The sequence below is a fragment of the Aeromonas sp. R10-1 genome (assembly GCF_040908465.1).
In the GTDB taxonomy this organism is placed as follows: Bacteria; Pseudomonadota; Gammaproteobacteria; order Enterobacterales; family Aeromonadaceae; genus Aeromonas; species Aeromonas caviae.
The window spans coordinates 1-22,362 of record NZ_JBFODT010000034.1; the positions used below are offsets into that span (position 1 = coordinate 1).

At 61.9% G+C, this 22,362-nt stretch carries 18 protein-coding genes, 1 tRNA gene and 1 riboswitch; of the genes, 9 read left to right on the top strand and 10 right to left on the bottom strand.

The window, feature by feature from the left end; all coding sequences use genetic code 11:
* Positions 1 to 8 precede the first annotated feature (8 nt).
* From AB5Y93_RS16560 to aceA, 4 genes are all read left to right on the top strand, one after another.
* Positions 9 to 85: transfer RNA gene (locus tag AB5Y93_RS16560), tRNA-Pro, on the top strand.
* A gap of 257 nt (positions 86 to 342) precedes the next feature.
* On the top strand, positions 343 to 483 hold the full coding sequence (locus tag AB5Y93_RS16565; protein ID WP_010675269.1) for a hypothetical protein: 141 nt from the start codon (positions 343 to 345) through the stop codon (positions 481 to 483).
* 692 nt (positions 484 to 1,175) lie between these two features.
* Positions 1,176 to 2,783 (top strand): malate synthase A, encoded by a 1,608-nt coding sequence (gene aceB, locus AB5Y93_RS16570; RefSeq protein WP_368229882.1) that lies wholly within the window; start codon positions 1,176 to 1,178, stop codon positions 2,781 to 2,783.
* Positions 2,784 to 2,852: 69 nt separating this feature from the next.
* Positions 2,853 to 4,166, top strand: coding sequence for an isocitrate lyase (gene aceA / locus AB5Y93_RS16575; RefSeq protein WP_041213155.1), 1,314 nt, complete (start codon positions 2,853 to 2,855; stop codon positions 4,164 to 4,166).
* A gap of 206 nt (positions 4,167 to 4,372) precedes the next feature.
* On the opposite strand, the gene hda is transcribed toward aceA, so the two are convergent.
* The 3 genes from hda to upp all read right to left on the bottom strand — a co-directional run bounded on the left by hda (position 4,373) and on the right by upp (position 6,973).
* The gene (gene hda / locus AB5Y93_RS16580; protein ID WP_010675272.1) at positions 4,373 to 5,074 is read right to left on the bottom strand and encodes a DnaA inactivator Hda; all 702 of its coding nucleotides are present in this window, start codon (positions 5,072 to 5,074) and stop codon (positions 4,373 to 4,375) included.
* 102 nt (positions 5,075 to 5,176) lie between these two features.
* Entirely contained in the window at positions 5,177 to 6,205 is a 1,029-nt protein-coding gene (locus AB5Y93_RS16585) for a DUF2066 domain-containing protein (RefSeq protein ID WP_368229883.1), read from the bottom strand.
* Positions 6,206 to 6,346: 141 nt separating this feature from the next.
* Positions 6,347 to 6,973 (bottom strand): uracil phosphoribosyltransferase, encoded by a 627-nt coding sequence (gene upp, locus AB5Y93_RS16590; RefSeq protein WP_005302745.1) that lies wholly within the window; start codon positions 6,971 to 6,973, stop codon positions 6,347 to 6,349.
* Between the two features lie 176 nt (positions 6,974 to 7,149).
* Between upp and purM the strand changes: the two genes are divergently transcribed.
* Together purM and purN are read left to right on the top strand one after the other, a co-directional pair.
* On the top strand, positions 7,150 to 8,187 hold the full coding sequence (gene purM / locus AB5Y93_RS16595; RefSeq protein ID WP_010675274.1) for a phosphoribosylformylglycinamidine cyclo-ligase: 1,038 nt from the start codon (positions 7,150 to 7,152) through the stop codon (positions 8,185 to 8,187).
* Between the two features lie 32 nt (positions 8,188 to 8,219).
* The gene (purN, locus tag AB5Y93_RS16600) at positions 8,220 to 8,858 is read left to right on the top strand and encodes a phosphoribosylglycinamide formyltransferase (protein ID WP_043153886.1); all 639 of its coding nucleotides are present in this window, start codon (positions 8,220 to 8,222) and stop codon (positions 8,856 to 8,858) included.
* Between the two features lie 114 nt (positions 8,859 to 8,972).
* Here the strand turns inward: purN and AB5Y93_RS16605 are convergent, their stop codons facing one another.
* The 5 genes from AB5Y93_RS16605 to AB5Y93_RS16625 form a co-directional block, all read right to left on the bottom strand.
* Positions 8,973 to 9,734 carry a Nif3-like dinuclear metal center hexameric protein gene (locus tag AB5Y93_RS16605; protein ID WP_368229884.1) on the bottom strand — a complete coding sequence of 254 codons (762 nt, stop codon included), beginning with the start codon at positions 9,732 to 9,734 and terminating at the stop codon, positions 8,973 to 8,975.
* A 107-nt stretch (positions 9,735 to 9,841) separates the two neighbouring features.
* A complete protein-coding gene (locus tag AB5Y93_RS16610) occupies positions 9,842 to 11,176 on the bottom strand; it encodes a sigma-54 dependent transcriptional regulator (RefSeq protein ID WP_010675277.1) in 1,335 nt (444 codons plus the stop codon).
* Positions 11,177 to 11,246: 70 nt separating this feature from the next.
* A complete protein-coding gene (locus AB5Y93_RS16615) occupies positions 11,247 to 12,281 on the bottom strand; it encodes a PAS domain-containing sensor histidine kinase (RefSeq protein ID WP_368172938.1) in 1,035 nt (344 codons plus the stop codon).
* 105 nt (positions 12,282 to 12,386) lie between these two features.
* On the bottom strand, positions 12,387 to 13,805 hold the full coding sequence (locus AB5Y93_RS16620) for a sigma-54 dependent transcriptional regulator (protein WP_368229948.1): 1,419 nt from the start codon (positions 13,803 to 13,805) through the stop codon (positions 12,387 to 12,389).
* 239 nt (positions 13,806 to 14,044) lie between these two features.
* Positions 14,045 to 14,884: a DUF2726 domain-containing protein gene (locus AB5Y93_RS16625; protein WP_368229885.1), complete on the bottom strand. Its 840-nt coding sequence runs from the start codon at positions 14,882 to 14,884 to the stop codon at positions 14,045 to 14,047.
* A gap of 258 nt (positions 14,885 to 15,142) precedes the next feature.
* On the opposite strand from AB5Y93_RS16625, the gene AB5Y93_RS16630 reads away from it, so the two are divergent.
* From AB5Y93_RS16630 to ppx, 3 genes are all read left to right on the top strand, one after another.
* Entirely contained in the window at positions 15,143 to 15,655 is a 513-nt protein-coding gene (locus AB5Y93_RS16630; RefSeq protein WP_010675281.1) for a glycine cleavage system protein R, read from the top strand.
* A 76-nt stretch (positions 15,656 to 15,731) separates the two neighbouring features.
* On the top strand, positions 15,732 to 17,801 hold the full coding sequence (gene ppk1 / locus AB5Y93_RS16635) for a polyphosphate kinase 1 (protein ID WP_010675282.1): 2,070 nt from the start codon (positions 15,732 to 15,734) through the stop codon (positions 17,799 to 17,801).
* Positions 17,791 to 19,281, top strand: coding sequence for an exopolyphosphatase (gene ppx / locus AB5Y93_RS16640; RefSeq protein WP_182975874.1), 1,491 nt, complete (start codon positions 17,791 to 17,793; stop codon positions 19,279 to 19,281). Before ppk1 ends, ppx begins: the two co-directional genes overlap by 11 nt.
* A 58-nt stretch (positions 19,282 to 19,339) precedes the next feature.
* Here the strand turns inward: ppx and mgtE are convergent, their stop codons facing one another.
* Positions 19,340 to 20,683 (bottom strand): magnesium transporter, encoded by a 1,344-nt coding sequence (gene mgtE / locus AB5Y93_RS16645; RefSeq protein WP_041213161.1) that lies wholly within the window; start codon positions 20,681 to 20,683, stop codon positions 19,340 to 19,342.
* A 123-nt stretch (positions 20,684 to 20,806) separates the two neighbouring features.
* Positions 20,807 to 20,976: riboswitch (M-box (ykoK) riboswitch) on the bottom strand.
* A 177-nt stretch (positions 20,977 to 21,153) separates the two neighbouring features.
* Entirely contained in the window at positions 21,154 to 22,362 is a 1,209-nt protein-coding gene (gene flgL / locus AB5Y93_RS16650; RefSeq protein WP_010675285.1) for a flagellar hook-associated protein FlgL, read from the bottom strand.

The window sequence follows — 22,362 nt, forward strand, 5'->3', positions numbered from 1 at the left end:
GACTCCGTCGGTGTGTAGCGCAGCCAGGTAGCGCATCTGCATGGGGTGTAGAGGGTCGGAGGTTCGAATCCTCTCACACCGACCAAATTCCCCGAAAATAGCCCAGTCAAACGACTGGGCTATTTTTTTGCCTGCACGCCCGACGCTTGCCTCTTTTTCCTCTCGCCTCCCCCGTTCATCGGGTCGCCACTTTTTATTGGCATGAATTTTATACAGAACCACTTGAAGCTTTCATAAAGTGCCGCTAGGATACGCAACTTTTCCGCCGGCCATAAAAACAGGGAGGTGGACACTAGGGTGATGGAATCACCGACCGGCTTGCAATCAATGAGGCAAGCATCCATGACCCAAGCTGTTGACTCCCAGCCCGTTCAGCCCCTGATCTCCCCCACCCCCTCCGAGCTCGATTCCGCAGAGCACGGGTTTGGCAGTTCAGTGCACCTCGATGTGATCGATCTCGCCGCCCCGGATGAAGATTACTGAGACGAGCCCGTGCCATAGTGCGGTTCAAGACGCCGGTTTTGCTGTCCGGCACCGCCCTTGACCCCGGCCAACAGACCGCCACCGCAAATAACGACAAAATGCTAGTTTTTCTTCAAAAATCAGTTTAATTGACCATCTTCTGCGCCCCAACCTCCCTCTCCTTCATGGACACGCCTTGATACAAACCTACGTTATTGCTCGTCATTTCCCTCTCTCCTGTTCGCCTTCGTCATTTTGACCCAATTTGACATTTTAGTTTTAAACACCAGTTCACTAACCGGTCACTTCATAGCCCTCATGCAGGCTGGATTGAACGAAGGCATTTCATACAGCTGTTTTTGCAAAGCTTGGAGTAATGTCGGGATTTGTTTTTGCATTTGTAATTTTATTACGTAATTAGTTACATTTTTAACCCATCCCCTCTACCGAAATCCTCCCCCCTGCCGCCCCGGCGACCCAAGAGCATAACCATCTGCAAAGAGCTTTTACACTAATCACATAAACCCATTTAAAACAGCATCTTAACTATCATCAAAAAACACCCGTTTTAAAAATCAAGTTGACGAATCCGCCATTCTTTTGCACCTTATGAATCGTGTTACCCCGCTGTTACGGGGAGTTTGAAAGAAAGGGATATAGACGTTAGTCGTAGTTAATAAATTCAAAATGTAACTTTTGGAGGAGTACCCACTATGTCGGCACCGGCCCAGACCATCAGCAGCACCCGCCTGCGCATTCAAGGCGAGATGCTTCCCGATTACGCGCAGATCCTGACGCCGGATGCGGTGGCCCTGGTGTCCGAACTGGTGGAACGTTTCGCTCCCCAACGCAATGAGCTGCTGAAGCAGCGAGTCGCACGCCAGGCCCGTATCGATGGCGGCGAGTTGCCGGACTTCCTGCCAGAGACCGCCCATATTCGCGATGGTGACTGGACGGTGCGCGGCATCCCCGCCGATCTGCAGGACCGCCGTGTGGAGATCACCGGCCCGGTCGAGCGCAAAATGGTGATCAATGCCCTCAACTCCAACGTCAAGGTCTTCATGGCCGACTTCGAGGACTCCCTGGCCCCGGCCTGGAACAAGGTGATCGAGGGCCAGATCAACCTGCGCGATGCGGTCAACGGCACCATTGCCTACCAGAGCCCGGAGGGGAAGGCCTATACCCTGAATCCCAACCCGGCCGTGCTCATCTGCCGGGTTCGCGGTCTGCATCTGCCGGAGAAGCACGTCACCTTTGATGGTGCCCCCATTCCCGGCGGCCTGTTCGACTTCGCCCTCTATTTCCTGCACAACCACAAGGCGTTGCTGGCCAAGGGCTCCGGTCCCTACTTCTACGTACCCAAGCTGCAGAGCCACCTGGAAGGGCGCTGGTGGAGCGAGGTGTTCGCCTGGACCGAAGACAGGTTTGGTCTGCCCCGCGGTACCATCAAGGCCACCGTGCTCATCGAAACCCTGCCGGCGGTATTCGAGATGGACGAGCTGCTCTATCAGATGAAGGATCACATCGTCGCCCTCAACTGCGGTCGCTGGGACTACATCTTCAGCTATATCAAGACCTTGAAGAACCACCCGGATCGCGTCCTACCGGATCGTCAGGTGGTGACCATGGACAAGCCGTTCCTCTCTGCCTACTCGCGACTCCTCATCAAGACCTGCCACAAACGCGGCGCGCTGGCGATGGGGGGCATGGCTGCCTTTATTCCGGCCAAGGACGCGGCCGTCAACGAACAGGTGTTTGCCAAGGTGCACGCGGACAAGCAGCGCGAGGCCGACAACGGCCACGATGGCACCTGGGTCGCCCACCCCGGCCTGGCCGATACCGCCATGGCGGTGTTCAACGCCACCATTCCGGCGGGTGCCCAGAACCAGATCGGCGTGCTGCGCGAGCAGGATGCCCCCATCACGGCCGCCGACCTGCTGGCCCCCTGTGAGGGTGATCGCACCGAGGCGGGCATGCGCACCAATATCCGCGTCGCCCTGCAATACCTGGAAGCCTGGATCAACGGCAATGGCTGCGTGCCCATCTACGGACTGATGGAAGATGCCGCCACCGCCGAGATCTCCCGCACCTCCATCTGGCAGTGGATCCGCCACGGCAAGACCCTCTCCAACGGTCAGGCAGTGACCAAGGCGCTGTTCCGCCAGATGCTGGCCGAGGAGCAGGAGGTGGTCAGAGACGAAGTGGGCGAGGCCCGCTGGCAATCTGGCCGTTTCGCCGAGGCAAGCGCCCTGATGGACGAGATCACCTGCGCCGACACACTCATCGATTTTCTGACGCTGCCCGGCTACGAGCGGCTGTGAGACCCGGGCCGGTAACGGCCCCCATAACAAGTCAATGGAAACGTGAAATCAATGAAAGAGGGAACTGATATGGCACTGACCCGTGAGCAACAGATCCAGGCTATCGAGAAAGACTGGGCAGAAAACCCCCGCTGGAAAGGGATCAAGCGCGGCTACAGCGCCGAGGACGTGGTGAACCTGCGTGGCAGCCTGCAGCCGGCACACACTCTGGCCCAACGCGGCGCCGACAAACTGTGGGAGCTGATCCACGGCGGCGCCAAGAAAGGCTATGTAAACTGCCTCGGCGCCCTGACCGGCGGCCAGGCGGTGCAGCAGGCCAAGGCCGGCATCGAAGCCATCTATCTCTCCGGCTGGCAGGTGGCGGCGGACAACAACCTCTCCTCCACCATGTACCCGGATCAGTCCCTCTACCCGGCCAACTCCGTCCCCTCCGTGGTGGAGCGCATCAACAACTCCTTCGCCCGGGCCGACCAGATCCAGTGGGCCAACAAGGTGGGACCAGAGGACAAAGGCTTCATCGACTACTTCCTGCCCATAGTAGCGGATGCGGAAGCCGGTTTCGGCGGCGTGCTGAACGCCTTCGAGCTGATGAAGGGGATGATTGAAGCGGGCGCCGCCGGCGTGCACTTCGAAGATCAGCTCGCGTCCGTGAAAAAGTGCGGCCATATGGGCGGCAAGGTACTGGTCCCGACCCAGGAAGCGGTGCAAAAGCTTGTCGCGGCTCGCCTCGCGGCAGATGTCTGCGGCACCACCACCCTGGTGATCGCCCGCACCGACGCCAACGCAGCGGATCTGCTGACCACGGATGCCGATCCCTACGATGCCGGCTTCCTGACCGGTGAGCGCACCAGCGAGGGCTTCTACAAGGTGCAGGCTGGCATCGAGCAGGCCATCTCCCGCGGCCTGGCCTACGCCCCTTACGCCGACATGGTGTGGTGCGAGACCGCCAAGCCCGATCTGGACGAGGCGCGCAAATTTGCCGAGGCCATCAAGGCCCAGTACCCGGACAAGATCCTGGCCTACAACTGCTCCCCGAGCTTCAACTGGAAGAAAAACTTGGACGATGCCACCATCGCCCGCTTCCAGCAGGAGCTCTCCGACATGGGCTACAAGTACCAGTTCATCACCCTGGCGGGTATCCACAACATGTGGTTCCACATGTACGAGCTGGCCTACCAGTACGCCCGTGGCGAGGGAATGAAGCACTATGTCGAGATGGTGCAGCAGCCGGAATTCGCCGCTGCCGAGCGGGGCTACACCTTCGTGGCACACCAGCAGGAAGTGGGTACCGGTTACTTCGACAAGGTGACCACCGTCATTCAGGGCGGCCAGTCGTCGGTGACCGCGCTGACCGGCTCGACCGAAGAAGATCAGTTCCACTGATAGCTGTGTAATGCTCGCAAACAAACCCCGGCCAAGTCCCGGGGTTTGTCGTTATGGGGCTTAGAACCTATCCCAGTAGGCGTAATCGTTGAAGGCAGTTTGAACACGGACAGCGCGCAGAAACCGGAGCGTACTGTAGTACGTGAGGATTTCGAGCACTGCCCAGGTTCAAAATGGCGAATAAGTTAGCCTAATGGGATAGGTTTTCAGAGCTCGAGGATCTCTTTGACAAAGGGAATGGTCAGCTTGCGCTTGGCACGGAAGGAGGCGTTGTCGAGACGATTGAGGGTGGCAAGCAGAGTGCGCATGTCGCGGGAGAGGCGGTTGAGCAGGAAACGGCCCACGTCGATGGGCAGCTTGAAACCCCGCAGCTCGGCGCGCAGTTGCAGGGCGCTGAGTTTGCCCTCGTCGTCCAGCTCGTCGAGGTGGAAGCTCACACCCCAGTCGAGACGGGACGCGAGATCCGGCAGTTGCAGCCCCAGCTTGCGTGGCGCGCTGCAGCCGGTAACGATGAGCGTCCCCTCCCCCTTCTCCTTCCAGCGATTGTAGAAGTCGAACAGGGCCCGCTCCCACAGGGCGTTGCCGGCGATCGCCTCCAGGCTGTCAAGACAGACCAGGGGCAGGCTCTCCAAAGCATCGAGCATGCTGGGGTCAAGCTGTTCGAACTGATCGAGGGAGAGATAGGCCGCAGCCGCGTCGCGGGCGTTGACCTCGGCGCAGGTGGCATGGAGCAGATGGGAGCGGCCCGACCCCTTGGCTCCCCAGAAATAGAGGAAGGGCGAGCCCTGACCGATGGCCGCATTCTTGAGGGCGGTGATCAGATGGGCGTTGTTGCCGGGATAAAAACTGACGAAGGTTTCATCATCCGGTAGTTGTACGGCTAAAGACAGTTGGGCCGGTTGCTTCACTCGTTGGGCTTTGACTGTGATATTTGCGGGCAAGTGTATCACCAGCGGGGCAGATAGAGAACCGCCCGGACCATGCCGGGCGGTCAGGATCCTTCCCCGGGATCAGGGCTGCGACCATTGATAGCGCAGGCCGTTCTCGTTGTCTTCCACCTGATGAAGGCGGCTCTCAAGTTGCAACCCCCTCACCAGCTCGGCCTTGTCCCCCTGCAGCGAGAGGTTGAAGGTCACCTTGTCCCCTTCCAGCTTGCCGATGGCCACCTTGGTGACACTGGCCATCCCCTGCAGCAGCTTCTGGATCTGGATCATGCCATCGATATCGGACAGCCCCTCCACCACCAGGGTCTGGCTGGAGGCGACACCGGAGAGACGGGTACCGTACTGCTGCACCAGCCAACCGGCAAGGGCATCGGCAAAGCCCTTTGCCACCTCGGCCTGGGTACCTGAACCCGAGCCCTTGGTCAGTTCGGTCAGCTCTCCTGCCTGCGCCCCCGGCTTGGACCCATAAAGACCCCAGTCGATGCTCCAGGCATCCCCCTCCGGGGTGAGTTTGCCGAGCACCACCATTTCAGCGCCGTAACGCTGGCTCGCCTTGAGCACGGGATCGGCAAAGCGGCCCCAGACATCGGTGGCATTGACCGCCATGTTGTCATCCAAGTCCATCAGCGGGAGACTGACCGGCAGCCCCATGGCCTGGGTCTGGGCACGCAGCGCCTCGGACCAGCCATCGCCGGACTGATCCGGCAGAATGCGCCGCTCCCCTTCGTCGACCACCAGCCAGATGGCGACCTGCGGCCGCACCGGGCCAAGCAGGGCAAACTTGCTCTGGCCGACCAGGGCGTTCACCTTGGCCACATTGAAATCCGCCTTGAGAAACTTGACCGAGCCGATGTCCTGATAGCTGTATTGCTGCACGTAATCCGCCGGCGCCGCCAGGGCCTTCACCACATCCGGCTGGGTGAGGATATCGCGCTTGCCCGTCACCTTGACGAGCACATCCCCCAGCGCCTGGGACTGGGCGGCCGTCATGTCGCCACTGGTGGGAGCCTTGCCCTGATAGAGGTCGGTTACCTGGGCGGCCGACACCACGAGAGGCAGACAGCAGCAGAGGAGAGTCGCTAAGCGTTTCAGCATAAAGAAGATTCTCGAAATGGGGGATGGTGCTTATGGTAGCGGCAAGGCGCGCATGGCAGCAAGCAAAGGGGGGGAGAAACAGCGGAGCCGGCAGGATGCCGGCTCCGTTTGCGCGCCTTGGGCGCGGCGATGGGGTGATGCTTACTTGGTGCCGAAGATCTTGTCGCCGGCATCCCCCAGACCCGGGACGATATAGCCCTTCTCGTTCAGCCCCTGGTCGATGGAGGCACAGAACAGCTCCACGTCCGGGTGAGCGGCTTCCAGGGCCTTGATACCTTCGGGGGCGGCAACCAGCACCAGCACCTTGATGGACTGGCAACCTTTCTTCTTGAGCAGATCGATGGTGGCGATCATGGAGCCGCCGGTGGCCAGCATGGGGTCGATGACCAGGGCCAGACGCTCTTCGATATTGCTGACAATCTTCTCGAAGTAGGGGACAGGCTGCAGGGTCTCTTCATCGCGATAGATACCGACCACGCTGACGCGGGCGCTCGGCATGTGCTCCAGCACGCCATCCATCATGCCAAGACCGGCGCGCAGGATGGGCACGACGGTGACCTTCTTGCCCTTGATCTGGTCGACTTCCACAGGGCCGTTCCAGCCATCGATGGTCACTTTTTCGGTTTCGAAGTCAGAGGTCGCTTCGTAGGTCAACAAACTGCCCACTTCCTTGGCCAGTTCACGGAAACGCTTGGTGCTGATGTCGCCTTCGCGCATCAGGCCGATCTTGTGCTTGACCAGGGGGTGTTTGACTTCAACGACTTTCATTATTATCTCCTCTAACCGGCGCCAAAAAAATCGCGGAATCATACAACAAAAGCCACGGCTTGTAGAGCTTTTCGATTCAAAAACGCGCAAACGATTTTCTTTCTGGTTTTTCGTGCCCGCTGGTAGAATACGCCCCGAATTTTACCCTCCACTTCTTTATATGACGGGGAATACGCGTGACTGACAAAACCTCACTGAGCTACAAGGATGCTGGCGTAGATATCGATGCCGGCAATGCACTGGTTGAACGTATCAAGGGCGTGTCAAAACGCACTCGTCGTCCTGAAGTCCTTGGTGGTCTTGGCGGCTTTGGGGCCCTGTGTCAAATCCCTGCTGGCTACAAGGAACCGGTACTGGTCTCCGGTACCGACGGGGTGGGCACCAAGCTGCGTCTGGCCATCGACCTGAAGAAGCACGACACCGTAGGGATCGACTTGGTCGCCATGTGCGTCAATGACCTCATCGTGCAGGGCGCCGAGCCCCTCTTCTTCCTCGACTACTATGCCACCGGCAAACTGGACGTGGACACTGCCGCTGCCGTGGTCACCGGCATCGGCGCCGGCTGCGAACAGTCCGGCTGTGCCCTGGTCGGCGGTGAAACTGCCGAAATGCCTGGCATGTATGAAGGGGAAGATTACGACATCGCCGGTTTCTGCGTCGGCGTGGTGGAAAAGAGCGAGATCATCGACGGCAGCAAGGTTGGCGAAGGGGATGCCCTGATCGCCCTGGCCGCCAGCGGTCCCCACTCCAACGGCTTCTCCCTCATTCGCAAGATCCTGGAAGTCTCCAAGGCCGACGTGCAGCAGCCGCTGGGTGACACCACCCTGGCCAACGCCCTGCTGGAGCCGACCCGCATCTATGTGAAGCCAGTGCTCAAGCTCATCAAGGAGTGCGAGATCCACGCCCTGTCCCACATCACCGGCGGCGGCTTCTGGGAGAACATCCCGCGCGTGCTGCCCGCCAACACCCAGGCGGTCATCGACGAGCAGAGCTGGCAGTGGCCGGCGGTGTTCAGCTGGCTGCAACAGGCAGGCAACGTCACCCGCCACGAGATGTATCGCACCTTCAACTGCGGCGTCGGCATGATCATCGCCCTGCCGGCGGATCAGCTGGACAAGGCACTGGCCCTGCTCAAGGCCGAAGGCGAGAACGCCTGGCACATCGGCCACATCGCCAAGGCGGCCGATGGTGAGGAGCAGGTCATCATTCAATGAATGATCGGATCAACGGCCAGATGACCTCCCCTATGAAACGCATCCTCGTCCTCATCTCAGGCAGCGGCAGCAACCTGCAGGCCATCCTCGACGGCTGTGCCGGCGGCAAGATTGCCGGTCAGGTGGTCGGCGTCATCAGCAACAAGGCTGATGCCTATGGCCTGGTGCGTGCCAGGGAAGCCGGGGTGGCAACCGCCATCCTGGCCCAGCAGCAGTTCGCCAGCCGGGAGGAGTATGATGTCGCCCTGCTGGCTTTGATGGCGGATTATCAGCCGGATCTGGTGGTGCTGGCCGGCTTTATGCGGATCCTGAGCGCCGACCTCGTGCGCCACTTCGCGGGGAGGATGATCAACATCCACCCCTCGTTGCTGCCGAAATACCAGGGTCTGCACACCCACCAGCGCGCCATCGAGGCCGGTGATGACGAGCACGGCGCCAGCGTCCACTTCGTCACCGAAGAGCTCGACGGCGGCCCGGTGATCCTCCAGGCACGGGTCCCCATCTTCGAAGGGGACAGTGCCGACGAGGTGGCGGCCCGGGTCCAGGTGCAGGAGCACAGCATCTACCCCCTGGTGGTGCAGTGGTTCTGTGAAGGGCGCTTGCAGATGCGAGAAGGGTCTGCCTGCCTCGATGGCAAGCAGCTTGGCCTGGCAGGCTATGCCAGCGAGTAACCGCGAGCAGCAGTAAGACACCACAAGGGAGGCTCAGGCCTCCCTTGTCATTTCTATCGACCAGCGCAATGGCTGTCATCACGTCCGATGACGCCGCTGCGCGGCTAATCGGCCCTACACCGGATTGTCGATATCGATAAAGGTGACCTCCAGCCCGTGCACGGTGGCGAGCCACTCTCCCAGCGCCTTGACGCCGTAGCGCTCGGTGGCGTGATGGCCTGCGGCGTAGAAGTGCATGCCCATCTCGCGGGCAGTGTGGATGGTCTGCTCGGAGGCTTCGCCGGAGATGAAGGCATCGATGCCCTGCTCCGCCGCCTGGCTGATGTAGCTCTGGCCACCGCCGGTGCACCAGGCCACGGAGCGGATGAGCTCGGGACCACTGTCACCACAATGAAGCGGCTCGCGACCGAGACGCTCGGCAATCAGCTTGGCAAAATCGCTGCCGCTCATGGGCTCCTCCAGCTTGCCCACCATGGCCACGCTCTTGCTGTTCCAGGGTTCGAGACCGCGACGCACCTTGATGCCGAGCAGCCTGGCAAGCTGGGCGTTGTTCCCCACCTCGGGGTGCACGTCCAGCGGCAGGTGGTAGGCAAACAGGTTGATGTTGTGGGTCAAGAGGGTCTTGAGACGACGCTGCTTCATGCCGGTGATCTGGGCCGGCTCGCCGCTCCAGAAGTAGCCGTGATGAACCAGGATGGCGTCAGCATCGGCGGCCACGGCGGCATCGATGAGGGCCTGGCTGGCGGTGACGCCGGTCACCACCTTGCGAATGCGCTCGCGCCCCTCCACCTGCAGGCCGTTGGGGCAGTAATCCTTGATGGCATGGGGTTCGAGCAGGTGGTTGAGTAGGCTTTCCAGTTTACGATGAGAGATCATGGGGGTCTCCTAGCTGGGCTCCCCATGTACTGCGCGGGGAGCCGGATTCCGATCGTCAGGGCCCATGATAATCGAGCCGGACCGGCAAGGCCATGCGCTTGTCAGGACTAGGCGGGCAGCTCGATGCCGGCGTCACGCATCTGGGCCAGCTTGTAGCGCAGGGTGCGCGGGCTGATGCCGAGCTTGTCGGCCACCGCTTTGCGACTGCCGTTGCACTCCTGCAGGGTGTCCAGAATGATCTGGTGCTCCTGCTGCTTGAGTTCGCCACCGAGCCCCTCCCCTGACAGCCGCTCGAGCGGGCGCACCAGGGTCTCGTCCGTCTCCTCCAGGATCAGGTGCTCACAGTCGATGAGGCCGTCTGGACAGAGGATCAGGGCGCGCTGCACCACGTTGTCGAGCTCGCGCACGTTGCCGGGCCAGGGGTGAGCCATCAGACGCTCTCGTGCGTCCTCTGCGAGCTGCGGCGTCGGCAGCCCCATCTGGCTGGCATGCAGCGCCAGCAGATGCTCCGCCAGGGGAAGAATGTCACCCGGGCGTTCCCAGAGCGCCGTCCAGCGCAGGGGGAAGACGTTGAGGCGGTAATAGAGATCCTCGCGGAACAGCCCGTCCTGCACCGCTTTTTTCAGATCCCGGTTGCTGGTGGCAATGACCCGCACATCGAGGGGGATCATCTTGCGGCTGCCGAGCCGCTCCACCTCTTTCTCCTGCAAGACCCGCAGCAGCTTGGCCTGCAGCCCCAGATCCATCTCGGTGATCTCGTCGAGCAGCAGGGTTCCTCCCTGAGCCTGCTCGAACTTGCCAGGGCACCCCTGCACCGCACCGGTGAAGGCGCCCTTCTCGTAGCCAAACAGGGTCGCTTCCAGCATGTTCTCCGGAATGGCGGCGCAGTTGATGGCGACGAAGGCCTGCTCTGCCCGGCTGGAGTGGTCGTGAATGTAGCGAGCCAACACCTCCTTGCCCGTCCCGCTCGGTCCGGTCACCATGACGGTGGCTTCGCTTCTGGCCACCCGGGTCGCCAGCTGGAACAGCTCCGCAGTCCTGGGGTCCCCGTACACCACGGCACGCTTCTCCACCTTCTGGGCCGGCACATAACGGCTGACCTGGTTGAGCAGCACCTCGGGGGAGAAGGGCTTGGCCAGATAGTCGATCGCCCCCTCGCGCATGGCGCGCACCGCCCCGTCAATGTTGGCGTAGGCAGTCATCAGGAGCACAGGTACCTGGGGATATTGCTGGCGGATGTTGGCGAGCAGAGTCAGACCATCCATGCCCCCCATCTGGATGTCGGAGATCACCATGTCAAAGCGCTGACGGGACAGGGCAAGCAGGGCCCGCTCGCCGCTGTCCACCTCGCGGCACTCATAGCCACCGAGCAGCAGGGTATCCACCAGCGCCTCGCGCAGGCCGTTGTCATCTTCCACCACCAGAATGCGAGCCTGGGTCATGCCACACCTCCTACAACCAACATGGCCTTGTCGAGAATCATCTTCACCGGCGCTCCGGCTTTTGCGCGCCTCATGCCACGCCCCCCAACTGAACCTGTTGCTGATGCAGGGGGAAGGACAGGGTAAAACAGGTGCCCTCGCCAGGGACCGAGGCCACGCTCACCTCCCCCTGATGGGCTCGTACCACCGACTGCACCACCGCAAGACCGAGGCCCGTGCCCTGGGATCGGGTGGTAAAGAAGGGTTCGAAGATCTGGTTGAGCAGGGTGGGGGCCATCCCCTTGCCGTTGTCGATGACCCGCATCTCCACCCGGTTGCCGCTGCGCACAGCGCTCACCAGGAGCGAATCGGCGCCGGCCTGCCGGGCATTGGCGATGAGGTTGTTGATGGCCCCCGCCAGGGCACTGCTGTTGGCAAGCAGACAGAGATCGGGCTCAGGGGCCTCCAGATGCAAGGCGCAGCCCTGCTGCTGGCAGAAGGCTTCGGCCCCCGCCTGCACTTCCGCCAGCAAGCCCTGCACCGAGAGGGGCGCCACCACCTGGTTGTCGCCATTGCGGGCAAACAGCAGGATGTCGTTGATCTGCTTCTCGAGATCCTGCAGGCGCGCCATCAATTTTTGCTGGAACTGGCTGCGGGATTCAGGCTTGAGGGTGCGGTTGGCCAGGTTGGCCGCATAGAGCATGGCGGCGGAGAGCGGGGTGCGGATCTGGTGCGCCAGGGAAGCCGCCATGTTGCCAAGGGCGGAGAGGCGCTTCATGTGATTGACCCTGTCCTGCAACTGGCGGGTCTCGGTCAAGTCGGTAATGAACACCAGTTGGCCGGGCTGATCCGGCAGCGGCTGGGTCGACAGCTGGACCCGGCGGCCGTCGCGCAAGGAGATCTCATGACCGTCATCCTCACGGGGTTCGAAGCAGCGGGCGATGATCTGGCGCCAGGAAAGGCCTTCCAGTGGCTCTCCCAGCAGCGCCAGGGCGGCAGGGTTTGCGCGGGTGATCAGCCCCTCGCCATCGAGCAGCAGCACGCCGGTCGGCAGCGCCGTGAAGATGGCGTAAAGCTGACTCACTTCATGTGACTGGAGGGGGGCATCCTGCTGCAAGATTGTCATAAAGCTGACCTCAAACTGGCGATTGAGTCAGCTTATTCAATTTCCATGCCAGCAAAATAGACGTTATTTATCAATGCATTGGCTCAATGCGTCAAAGCGTTGACCTCAATTGTCCTTGCTCATGCCGTACTTCTTCATCTTCTCCACCAGGGTGGTGCGGCGCATGCTGAGCAGGTCGGCGGCGCGGGCCACTACCCCGTCCTGGGACTCCAGGGCCTGGCGGATCAGCTCCACCTCGAGGTCGGCCAGCATCTCCTTGAGGTTGACCCCCTCTTGAGGCAACTGCATGGGCAGGGGCATGGCGATGCCGGGATCCAGCTCTGGTGGGGACTGGAACACGGCAGCCAGGGCGTCCCGCTCGTCCATCTCGGTGAGCCGTTCATCTCGTGGCTCGCAGGGCAGCAGGCGATAGCGGCCGGGCAGATCCGCCACATCGACGATCTGGTTCGGATAGAGGATGAGCAGGCGCTCGATGAGGTTGGACAGCTCGCGCACGTTGCCGGGCCAGGCGTACTGCATCAGGGACTCCATGGCGCGCTGGGTCATACGGATGATCCCCTTGTGCTGTTCGGCATGGCGATTGAGCAGCTCCTGCAGCAGCAGCGGGATGTCGTCGGCCCGATCCCGCAGGGGGGGGGTCTCGATGGGAAACACATTGAGGCGGTAGTAGAGATCTTCGCGAAACGCCTGGGTGCGGATCATGGCTTCCAGATCCCGGTGGGTCGCCGCGATCACCCTCACATCTGCCTGGACGGCCTTGCCGCCCCCGACCCGGTCGAACTGGCGCTCCTGCAGCACCCGCAGCAACTTGACCTGCATCGGCAGCGGCATATCGCCGATTTCGTCGAGGAAGAGGGTGCCCCCCTGGGCCAGTTCGAAGCGGCCGCGCCGGGCGGCAATGGCACCGGTGAAGGCCCCCTTCTCGTGACCGAACAGCTCGCTCTCGAGCAGTTCCGCCGGAATGGCGCCGCAGTTGATGGGCACGAAGGGACCCGCGCTTCGGGCGGACAACTCGTGGATGGCGCGAGCCACCACTTCCTTGCCGGTTCCGGACTCACCGAGGATCAGTACGTTGGCGTCGGTCTCGGCCACCTGGCCGATGAGACGGCGCACCTCCTGGATGCCCCTCCCCTTGCCCACCAGCAGGCGCAGCAGGGTCTGACCCTTGTCGTGGGTCTGATGACGGGGATGCAGGGAGATGAAGGCCTGACAGAAGTGCAGATGACGGGTGAGGGACTCATAGGTAAAGGGCGCCTCGGCCACCCCGATGAAGTTGCTGCAGCCATGGTTCGCCGGCATCAGGGAGAGGAAGGGCAGACGAGGATGGGCGGCAAGCAGCTCACTCAGGGCGCGCTCGCGCAGTTCCCCGGCCAGAATTCCCTGCAAGGGCCCGGCAGTCTCGATGGCCACATCGAGATCGCTCTCCACCACCTCCTGCCAGGGGATCCCCATGAAGGAGAGCACAGTCCCCAGTTGCTGGCGCCGCACATCATCGGCATCAACAAGCAGCACACCCATAGCCATCCTATCCATATTTTCACACCTGACGCCAAGTTATTGTTTTTTAAGTGCTTATCAAAACCAATTTCGCACTGTGTCATAAGGGGGACAAAGTGCCAAAATTCTGGCGGATTGTCAAAACTTGTCGCATCCTCCCGGACCCTGGCGGGACTGGGATCACGCTTCCAACCAGATTGAGTATCGGATGAAAACCAGCGAAGGGGAAAGAATGACGCCGACAGGGTGCGGCGTCAGAGGAGGGCTCAGTGTTTCACGCTCTCCTGGGGAGCGGCATAGCGGCACTCGGGAAACCGGCTGCAGGCGAGGAACAGGCGACCGGCATGGGGACCCTTTCGTGCTTCCCGTGCCACCAGGGGCGCGGCACAGCGGGGGCAATGGGGGATCGTCTCCCGGGGCTCCTCCTCACCCGGATCGAGGAAGGGATTCTCCTCCATCAACATCGGCATTGCCTCTTCGGCCTGGGGGGGCGGCACCTGGGGCTCCCTGGCAGCCCCCGGGTGTGACGTGCCCAGATCGACGCCATCGAGCAGCAGCGGGCTGAAGGTCGGTTCGCGGCGTTCGCCGGGCAGCAGGTCATCCACCGGCGCCGTCGTTCTCGCCAGCAGGGGCAGCAGTTGCTCCCGCAACTCGTCGACCTGGTAGTGGCTGCTGGCCGGGATCTGCAACAGCGGCAGGCCGGCGCCATCGCAGGCCGCCTTCAGGAAGAGATCCCGCGTCTTGCGCTTCTGGTGGCGGTGCCCCTCGTCATCCAGCTCCACGGCACACAGGAAAGAGAGATCCGCCGGGTGGCAGAGCAGAAAATCGAAGTGCTTCTCCCCTATCTTGCCGAGCGCCTGCTGGCGCTTGCCCTTGCCAAGGTGCGCCTCGGGCGCCAGTACAAAGGAGGCTCGTACCTTGGCAAAGACACGGGCCTTGTCCCCCACCGCCTGATCCAGCACCCCGAAGAAGGTGCGCTCGGCTGGGCTCATCAAGGTTTCCTGCAGATCATAGGGCTCGGCCTTGCCCCCTTTCTCCCTGCGCCAGACGATCACCAGCAGGAGCAACCCCAGCAACACGGCTCCCGATACGACAAGGCTATTCATACACGCACATCCCGTTTACAAGACAAACTCAGTTCACACCAGAGGAAGGGGCACACTCTACCACGGGGAAAGCGACTCAGGCAGCGCAGATATCAAGCCCGTCCCGGCATTCGCGTTTTTTCACTGAATTTGCGCAAGGCGGGCTTCATATGGCCTGTCACAGCAGGCACAATGCTAGAGCCCATGGACGTTCTGGCGCACTCCCCGTCGCCGCCAGGCGTCAACGGACCCCACGCAGCCCCATTCAAGGAGAGCAGGATGCAAAAGCAATTGGTCGTCACCGTGATCGGCGCAGACAAACCCGGGATCGTCGAGAGCCTGGCCGATACCATCACCCGGCAGCAGGGCAACTGGCTGGCCAGCTCCATGAGCGAGCTGGCGGGGCAATTTGCCGGCATTTTGCACGTCGCCGTGCCTGACGAGCATTACCGCAGCCTGTGCGAGGCCCTGGTGATGCTGCCTGGCCTCACCGTGAGCTTCGCCGAAGGGCAGCTCAGCCCGCAACCGGCCCATCAGGTGATGCTGAGCGTCACCGGCAACGACAGACCGGGCATCGTCCACGAAGTGGCCAGCATCCTGCGACAGCTCAACATCAACGTCGCCGACCTCACCACAGGTTGCGAACCTGCGCCCCACTCAGGCGCCCCCCTCTTCTATGCCCACGCCCTGGTGGCCCTGCCGCCGCAGCTCGAACTGGACGATCTCGTCACGGCCCTGGAGTCCCTCTCCGACGACCTCGTCGTCGACATCGATCAGGATCTGAGCGAATAGTGTCGCCTGTCATAAATTTGTCATGGTTTGACGCCATAACTTCCGCGCAGACGCAACCAGAGCAAAGAGGCACCAGATGAGCACCGACAAGCAGTATGAAGAGAAAGAGCTTAGCTGGCTCTCATTCAATGAACGGGTGTTGCAAGAGGCGATGGACAAGACGGTACCCCTCATCGAGCGGGTCCGCTTCCTCGGGATTTTCTCCTCCAATCAGGACGAGTTCTTCAAGGTTCGGGTGTCGGACGTCAAGCGCCGCATCCTCATCAACGAAGTCCACGGCGGCGACGACGAGGCCAAGGTGCTGCTGCGCGCCATCCAGCAGAAGGTGATGGCGCTCGGCGAGGCGTTCGACAACACCTACAAGGAGCTGCTGATCGCGCTGGCCCGCCACAACATCTTCCTGGTGAACGAAAGCCAGCTCTCCGAGTCCATCCAGCAGTGGCTGCGGATCTTCTTTCGGGAAAAGGTGCTGCGCCACATCATCCCCATCCTCCTCAACAAGGAGGTCAACCCGGTCAAGTTCCTGAAAGACGAGCACACCTATCTCGCCATCGAGATGAAGAAGAACGGCCAGGTGATCCAGTACGCCCTGGTGGAAGTGCCCACCGACGATCTGCCCCGCTTCTTCCAGCTACCGCCGGAGGGCACCCGTCGCAAGAAGCAGATCATCATCCTGGACAACGTCATCCGCTTCTGTCTGGACGAGATCTTCAAGGGCTTCTTCGACTACGACGAGATTGCCGCCTACGCGGTCAAGCTGACCCGGGATGCCGAATATGACCTCTCCGACCAGCTGGACCTCAGCCTGGTGGACAAGATGAGTGACGGCTTGAAACAGCGCCTCACCGCCATGCCGGTGCGCTTCGTCTACGAGCGGGAGATGCCGGCGGCCATGATAAGCTTCTTGAAGCTCAAGCTGCAGATCAGCTCCTACGACGCCATCATGCCCGGTGGGCGCTATCACAACTTCAAGGATTTCATCGGCTTCCCCAATGTGGGCCGGGATTATCTGGAAAACCCCAAGCTGCCGGCCCTCGATTGCCGCGACTTTGACGGCTTCGTCAACGCCTTCGACGCCATCGCCAAGCAGGACATCCTGCTCTACTACCCGTACCACAAGTTCCACCACTTCACCGAGCTGGTGCGCCAGGCGGCCTTCGACCCGGCGGTCAGTGCCATTCGCATCAACATCTATCGGGTGGCCAAGAAGTCGCGGATCATCCACTCCCTCATCGACGCCGCCAACAACGGCAAGAAGGTGACCGTGGTGGTGGAGCTGCGCGCCCGCTTCGACGAGGCAGCCAACATCGACTGGGCCAACATCCTGACCGACGCAGGCGTCAAGGTGGTGTTCGGGGTGCCCAGCCTCAAGATCCACTCCAAGCTCTGCCTCATCACCCGCCACGAGAACGGCGAGGCGGTGCGCTACGCCCATATCGGGACCGGCAACTTCAACGAGAAGACCGCCAAGATCTACACCGACTTCTCCCTGCTGACCCGCCATCCGGACATCACCGCCGAGGTGGAGAGCGTGTTCGAGTACATCGAGTACCCGTACCGGCGCTACAAGTTCAACCACCTGCTGGTCTCCCCCATCAACAGCCGCCGCCAGCTCTATCGCCTCATCGACAACGAGCTGGCCAACGCCAAGGCGGGGCAACCCAGCGGTATCACCCTCAAGATCAACAACCTGGTGGACAGAGACCTCATCAACCGGCTCTATGCCGCCGGCCAGGCCGGGGTGCCCATCCAGATGATCATCCGGGGCATGTGCGCCCTGCGCCCGGGGGTGCCGGGCCTGAGCGACAACATCCGGGTCATCAGCATCATCGACCGTTTCCTCGAACATCCGCGGGTGATGGTGTTCCACAACAAGGGCAATCCCCAGCTCTATATCTCCAGTGCCGACTGGATGAGCCGCAACATCGACGGTCGCATCGAGGTGGGCACCCCCATCTATGACGAGCGGCTCAAGCAGCGCATCCTCGACATTCTCGAGCTACAACTGAGTGATACCTGCAAGGCGCGGGTGATCGATGCCGACCAGAAGAACGAGTACGTGAAGCGGGGCAACCGCCGCAAGGTCCGTTCCCAGGTGGCGATTTACGACTACCTCAAACGCATAGAGTCAAACCATGGACAATAGTCTGTACGCCGCTGTCGACCTGGGATCGAACAGCTTCCACATGGTCATTGCCCGCCTCACCGAGGGGCGGATGCAGATCATCGATCGCATCAAGGAGCGAGTGCGCCTCGCCGAAGGGATGGATGAGCAGCGCCGCATGTCCCCGGAGGCCATGGCGCGCGGGCTGGACTGCCTCGCCCTGTTCGCCGAGCGGCTCACCAACATCAAGCCGGATCAGATCCGCATCGCCGGCACCTACACATTGCGCCGCGCCAGCAACGCTCGCGACTTCGTGCGCGAGGCGGCCAAGGTGCTCAACCACCCCATCGAGATCATCAGCGGCCAGGAAGAGGCCCGCCTCATCTATCAGGGGGTCGCCCATACCCAGCACATCGAGGGCCAGGTGCTGGTGGTGGACATCGGCGGCGGCAGCACCGAGCTCATCATCGGCGAGGGGTTCTCCCCACTGGCGCTCACCAGCCGCAAGATGGGCTGCGTGAGCTTCACCCAGAGCTTCTTTGGCAACGGCAAGCTCAGCGAGAAGGCCTTCAACGCCGCCGTGTTGGAAGCCCAGCATCAGCTCGCCCCCATCATCAACCAGTACCGCAAGCTGGGCTGGCAGAGCTGCCTCGGCAGCTCTGGCTCCATCCGCACCGTGCGCGACGTGTTGCAGGGAGAAGAGTGGACCGATGGTGCCATCACCCTGGCGGGACTGGAGCGGCTGAAAGAAGAGATGCTCAAGCACAAGCGGGTCGACCAGCTCAAACTGGCAGGCCTCACCGAGGAGCGTCAGGGGGTCTTTGCCGCCGCGGTGGCCATCCTGCTCGGGCTCTTCACCTCCCTGCCCATCGAGCGGATGGAGTACTCCGACGGCGCCCTGCGCGAAGGGCTGCTCTACGAGTTCGAGGAGCGTCTGCAGCATCACGACATTCGCGAACGTACCGCGCTTGCGCTCAGCACCCACTATCGCATCGACAAGCGCCAGGCCACCCGGGTAGAGCGCAGCGTCCTCTCCCTGTTCGACGCCCTGAGCGGCCCCTGGGAGATGCCGGAAGAGCCCTATCGCGCCATCCTCGGCTGGGCGGCGCGGCTGCACGAGATCGGTCTTGCCATCAACTACAGCGGCATCCACAAACACTCCGCCTACATCTTGCAAAACACCGACCTGCCCGGCTTCAACCAGGACGATCAGGCCCTGCTGGCGGCCCTGGTGCGCTTTCATCGCAAGGGGCTCAAGCTCTCCGAGCTGCCCGCCCTGCCCAACCACGACGAGCAGACGGTGCTGCGCTGCATCCGCATCCTCCGCCTCGCGGTGGCGGCCCACCACAGGCGTCAGGACAACCTGCTGCCCGAGTGGAACGTGCAGGCCGCCGGGGATCAGCTGGTGGTCACCCTGCCCTTGGACTGGTGCGACGAGAACAAGTTGCTGATGCAGAACCTGGAAAAGGAGCACCGCTACTGCCACGAGCAGGGCTGGCCCCTGCTGTTCCAGCTCGGGTGATCCGCCCCTCTGTGCAAAAAGGCAGCCGATGGCTGCCTTTTTTGTCTCTTGCCCTTTCCTACTGCAGATCCGGCAGGATCAGTTTGGCTATCTCGAAGTAGATGATGAGGCCGGTACCGTCCACCAGGGTGGCGATGAAGGGGGCGGAGACCACCGCCGGGTCGATGCGAAAGCGACGCAGCACCATGGGGATCACCGAGGCGACGGTGGCGCTCCAGAGCACGATGGCGACGATGGTCAGGGTCACCACCATGCCGATCTCGGGCCCCACCCCCAGGCTCCAGGCCCGCACCCAGGCCGCCAGCGCGATGGCGGCCGAGATGAGCAGACCGGTGGAGATCTCCTTTTTCAGCACGGTGCCGAGGTTTTTCAGGCTCACCTCCCCCACCGCCATGGCGCGCACTATGGTGGTGGTGATCTGGGTACCGCTGTTGCCACCGGTGCCGATGAGGAGCGGGATGAAGAAGGCCAGGGCGATGGCTGCCTCCAGCTGCTCTTCAAAGGCCCGCAGCACGGTGCCTGTGTAGGCTTCCGCCACGAACAGGATCAGCAGCCAGCCCACCCGCTTGCGCCACAGCTGCCAGGGGGTGGCCTGCAGATAGGGAGTGTCGAGTGGCGAGGAACCCCCTTGCAGCTCCGCATCCTCGGTGGACTCCAGCTCCAGGATGTCGGCGGCATCGTCCACGTGGAAGACCCCCACCAGACGCCCCTGATCTTCCACCGGCAGGAGCGAGAGGTCGCGGTCAATGAGCAGGCGGGCCGCCAGCTCCTGATCCGCCCGGGCGTTGATGCGCACCGCCTCCCCCTCCATCAGCTCCCCTACCGGCAACAGGGGATCGGCGATCAGCAACGATTTGAGGGAGACGCTGCCAAGCAGGCGCTGCTCGCCGTCAACCACATAGAGATGACCGAACAGCCTGGCCTGATCCCAGGCCCCGTGGATCAGCTGCTTGGCGCTTTCCACCGTCGCATCGGCCTCCACTGCCAGGTATTCGTGGCGCATGTTGGCCCCCACCGACTCGTTCGGCCAGGCCAGCAGGGACTGGAAGGCTTTGCGGGCGGGCTCCGGCAGCCGGGCGAGCAGGGTCTTGCGATCGTGCTCGTCGAGCCTGCGCAGGATGGCCAGCAGGTCACGACGGGCCAGGGTGCCCTGCAGTATTCCCACGATGCTGCCATGCAGCCTGAGCAGCAGATGGCCGGCACACTCCGCCGGGAGGGAGGCAAGCAAGGACGCCCCTTCCGGCATGGAGAGAGTATCGAAGATGCAGTTGAGCTCTTCCGGGCGCAGGGTCAGAAGCTGATCGGCACGGGCCACCGGATCCAGGTTGTGCGCCAGCCAGTTGCGCAGGGCAACCGGGTCGAGCAGTTGATGACGATTGAGCAGGGTGTGTGTTTTCTTCATCACAGATGTCCTCATGTGATTTCAGGCGAACCTGAACGCCTCCGGCACCTGGCCGGATGCAACGGCAAGAAAACAGCAATTTGATTGACGAGTAACAGGCAGGAAATGACGCCGTCCGGCGTGTTTTCATCCCCACGTACCAGCTTTAGCACTGCATAACGTATCCGGCATGCCGGAAGCCACTTGGGTTGACACCTTAATCCGATGAAAACTGTCCTGATCTTGGGCGTCTCTGGACGTCGTGAGATCAGTGGCCTGTGTTTATGCAGGAGCCTCGCCTAACGAGATGCTGCGAACATTGATTGCACGGCGCTACCGTGCGGGCGGCATCATCTGCCCAGGCGCAGGTCGAGTCAAGGCAAACGGGCCCCTGGCAACGGGTTGTTACAAATTGGCCGGACGGTGGGCCCTTCATGAAACGAGGCTCTCCCGTGCGTGGCACGGGGGAGCCTGCGGTCAACGGACGAACGTCAGCGGATATAGTCGAAGAGGGTCAGCTTGCTTATCTTGCTGAAGGCGAGCTGGGAGGCGCTCATGGCTGCATCCTCCTTGGAGAGGGCCGCGATCACCTCGTACATGTCCGCCTCGGACACCTTGGCCCGCGCCTGCTGGTTCAGGGTGCTGAGTCCGTCGTTGGAGCTCATCACCTGCTCCAGGCTGTTCATCCTTCCCCCCAGCTCCCCCAGTCCCCGGTCTATCTTGGTTCTGGCGTTGCTCATGTGGGTGGTGGCATCGGAGACCGCCAGCTGGAAATCGCTCTCGGACAGGGTCGGATCGCGCATGGCGGAGATGAAATCGGACATGCCATTGAGGATGTTGTCGTTTTTCGGGGTATCCAGCACGAAGTTCTGGGTCGCCGACCCCGCAGGGAGGTCGAGGGTGAGCGCCAGGCCGTTGAAGGGGATCTTGTTGCCCGCCACATAGTCGCCGCTTTGCAGCAGGGTGCCACCGCTGTCACGGATCTCGTAGGTGTCCGGCGGCCCGGCCAGGGTGCTGACCGCATACTGGTTGCTCGGCAGGGAAGCATCATAGTTGTTGCGATAGAAGCTCTCGAAGTTCCCCTGATCCGCCACCGACACCTGGATGTTGCCACTGGCGGCGCTGGCGGTGCGCCGGGTCGCCACCATCTCGAACAGATCGAAACCGGAGTCGTTGGCCGGGATCTGCACCGTGGGAGAGACCTGGATGTTGCGCTGCCCCGTGTCCCCCTGAAACACATAGTTGCCGCTGGCATCCTTGACGAAGGGCTGGGTCTTGCTCTGATTGCCGCCGAAGATGTACTCCCCCTGGGAGTTCTTGCTGTTCATCAGGTCGAACATCTGCTTTTGCAGCCCCTCCAGTTCGCTCGCGATGGCGTTGCGCTCCTCGGAGCCCATGGCGGAGTTGTTCGCCTTCTGGATCAGGGTCTGGGCACTCAGCATGGCGTTGTTGAGGGAGGTCAGCACCGTCTCCTCGTGGCCCAGGCTGTTCTCCAGCAGGCTGCCGTTGACGCCGTACTGCTTGAAGAGATCGATCTCCTTGGTCAGCGCCATCTTCTGGCTCATGCCGGCCGGGTCCTCCCCGGAACGGGAGAATTTATCCCCCGTCATCAACTGGTTGTAGGCGGTGTTCTGGCGCTCGCTCACCTTGCTCATGGAGGCAAGGTTGCGGTCATAGATCATGTTGGTGGTGATGCGCAT

Excerpts from the sequence above, each read along its gene's own strand:
- AB5Y93_RS16565 (WP_010675269.1), top strand. The coding sequence starts at position 343 with ATGACCCAAGCTGTTGACTCCCAGCCCGTTCAGCCCCTGATCTCCCCC.
- aceB (WP_368229882.1), top strand. The coding sequence starts at position 1,176 with ATGTCGGCACCGGCCCAGACCATCAGCAGCACCCGCCTGCGCATTCAA.
- aceA (WP_041213155.1), top strand. The coding sequence starts at position 2,853 with ATGGCACTGACCCGTGAGCAACAGATCCAGGCTATCGAGAAAGACTGG.
- AB5Y93_RS16585 (WP_368229883.1), bottom strand. The coding sequence starts at position 6,205 with ATGCTGAAACGCTTAGCGACTCTCCTCTGCTGCTGTCTGCCTCTCGTG.
- upp (WP_005302745.1), bottom strand. The coding sequence starts at position 6,973 with ATGAAAGTCGTTGAAGTCAAACACCCCCTGGTCAAGCACAAGATCGGC.
- purN (WP_043153886.1), top strand. The coding sequence starts at position 8,220 with ATGAAACGCATCCTCGTCCTCATCTCAGGCAGCGGCAGCAACCTGCAG.
- AB5Y93_RS16605 (WP_368229884.1), bottom strand. The coding sequence starts at position 9,734 with ATGATCTCTCATCGTAAACTGGAAAGCCTACTCAACCACCTGCTCGAA.
- AB5Y93_RS16610 (WP_010675277.1), bottom strand. The coding sequence starts at position 11,176 with ATGACCCAGGCTCGCATTCTGGTGGTGGAAGATGACAACGGCCTGCGC.
- AB5Y93_RS16615 (WP_368172938.1), bottom strand. The coding sequence starts at position 12,281 with ATGACAATCTTGCAGCAGGATGCCCCCCTCCAGTCACATGAAGTGAGT.
- AB5Y93_RS16620 (WP_368229948.1), bottom strand. The coding sequence starts at position 13,805 with ATGGCTATGGGTGTGCTGCTTGTTGATGCCGATGATGTGCGGCGCCAG.
- AB5Y93_RS16625 (WP_368229885.1), bottom strand. The coding sequence starts at position 14,884 with ATGAATAGCCTTGTCGTATCGGGAGCCGTGTTGCTGGGGTTGCTCCTG.
- AB5Y93_RS16630 (WP_010675281.1), top strand. The coding sequence starts at position 15,143 with ATGCAAAAGCAATTGGTCGTCACCGTGATCGGCGCAGACAAACCCGGG.
- ppk1 (WP_010675282.1), top strand. The coding sequence starts at position 15,732 with ATGAGCACCGACAAGCAGTATGAAGAGAAAGAGCTTAGCTGGCTCTCA.
- ppx (WP_182975874.1), top strand. The coding sequence starts at position 17,791 with ATGGACAATAGTCTGTACGCCGCTGTCGACCTGGGATCGAACAGCTTC.
- mgtE (WP_041213161.1), bottom strand. The coding sequence starts at position 20,683 with ATGAAGAAAACACACACCCTGCTCAATCGTCATCAACTGCTCGACCCG.
- flgL (WP_010675285.1), bottom strand. The coding sequence starts at position 22,362 with ATGCGCATCACCACCAACATGATCTATGACCGCAACCTTGCCTCCATG.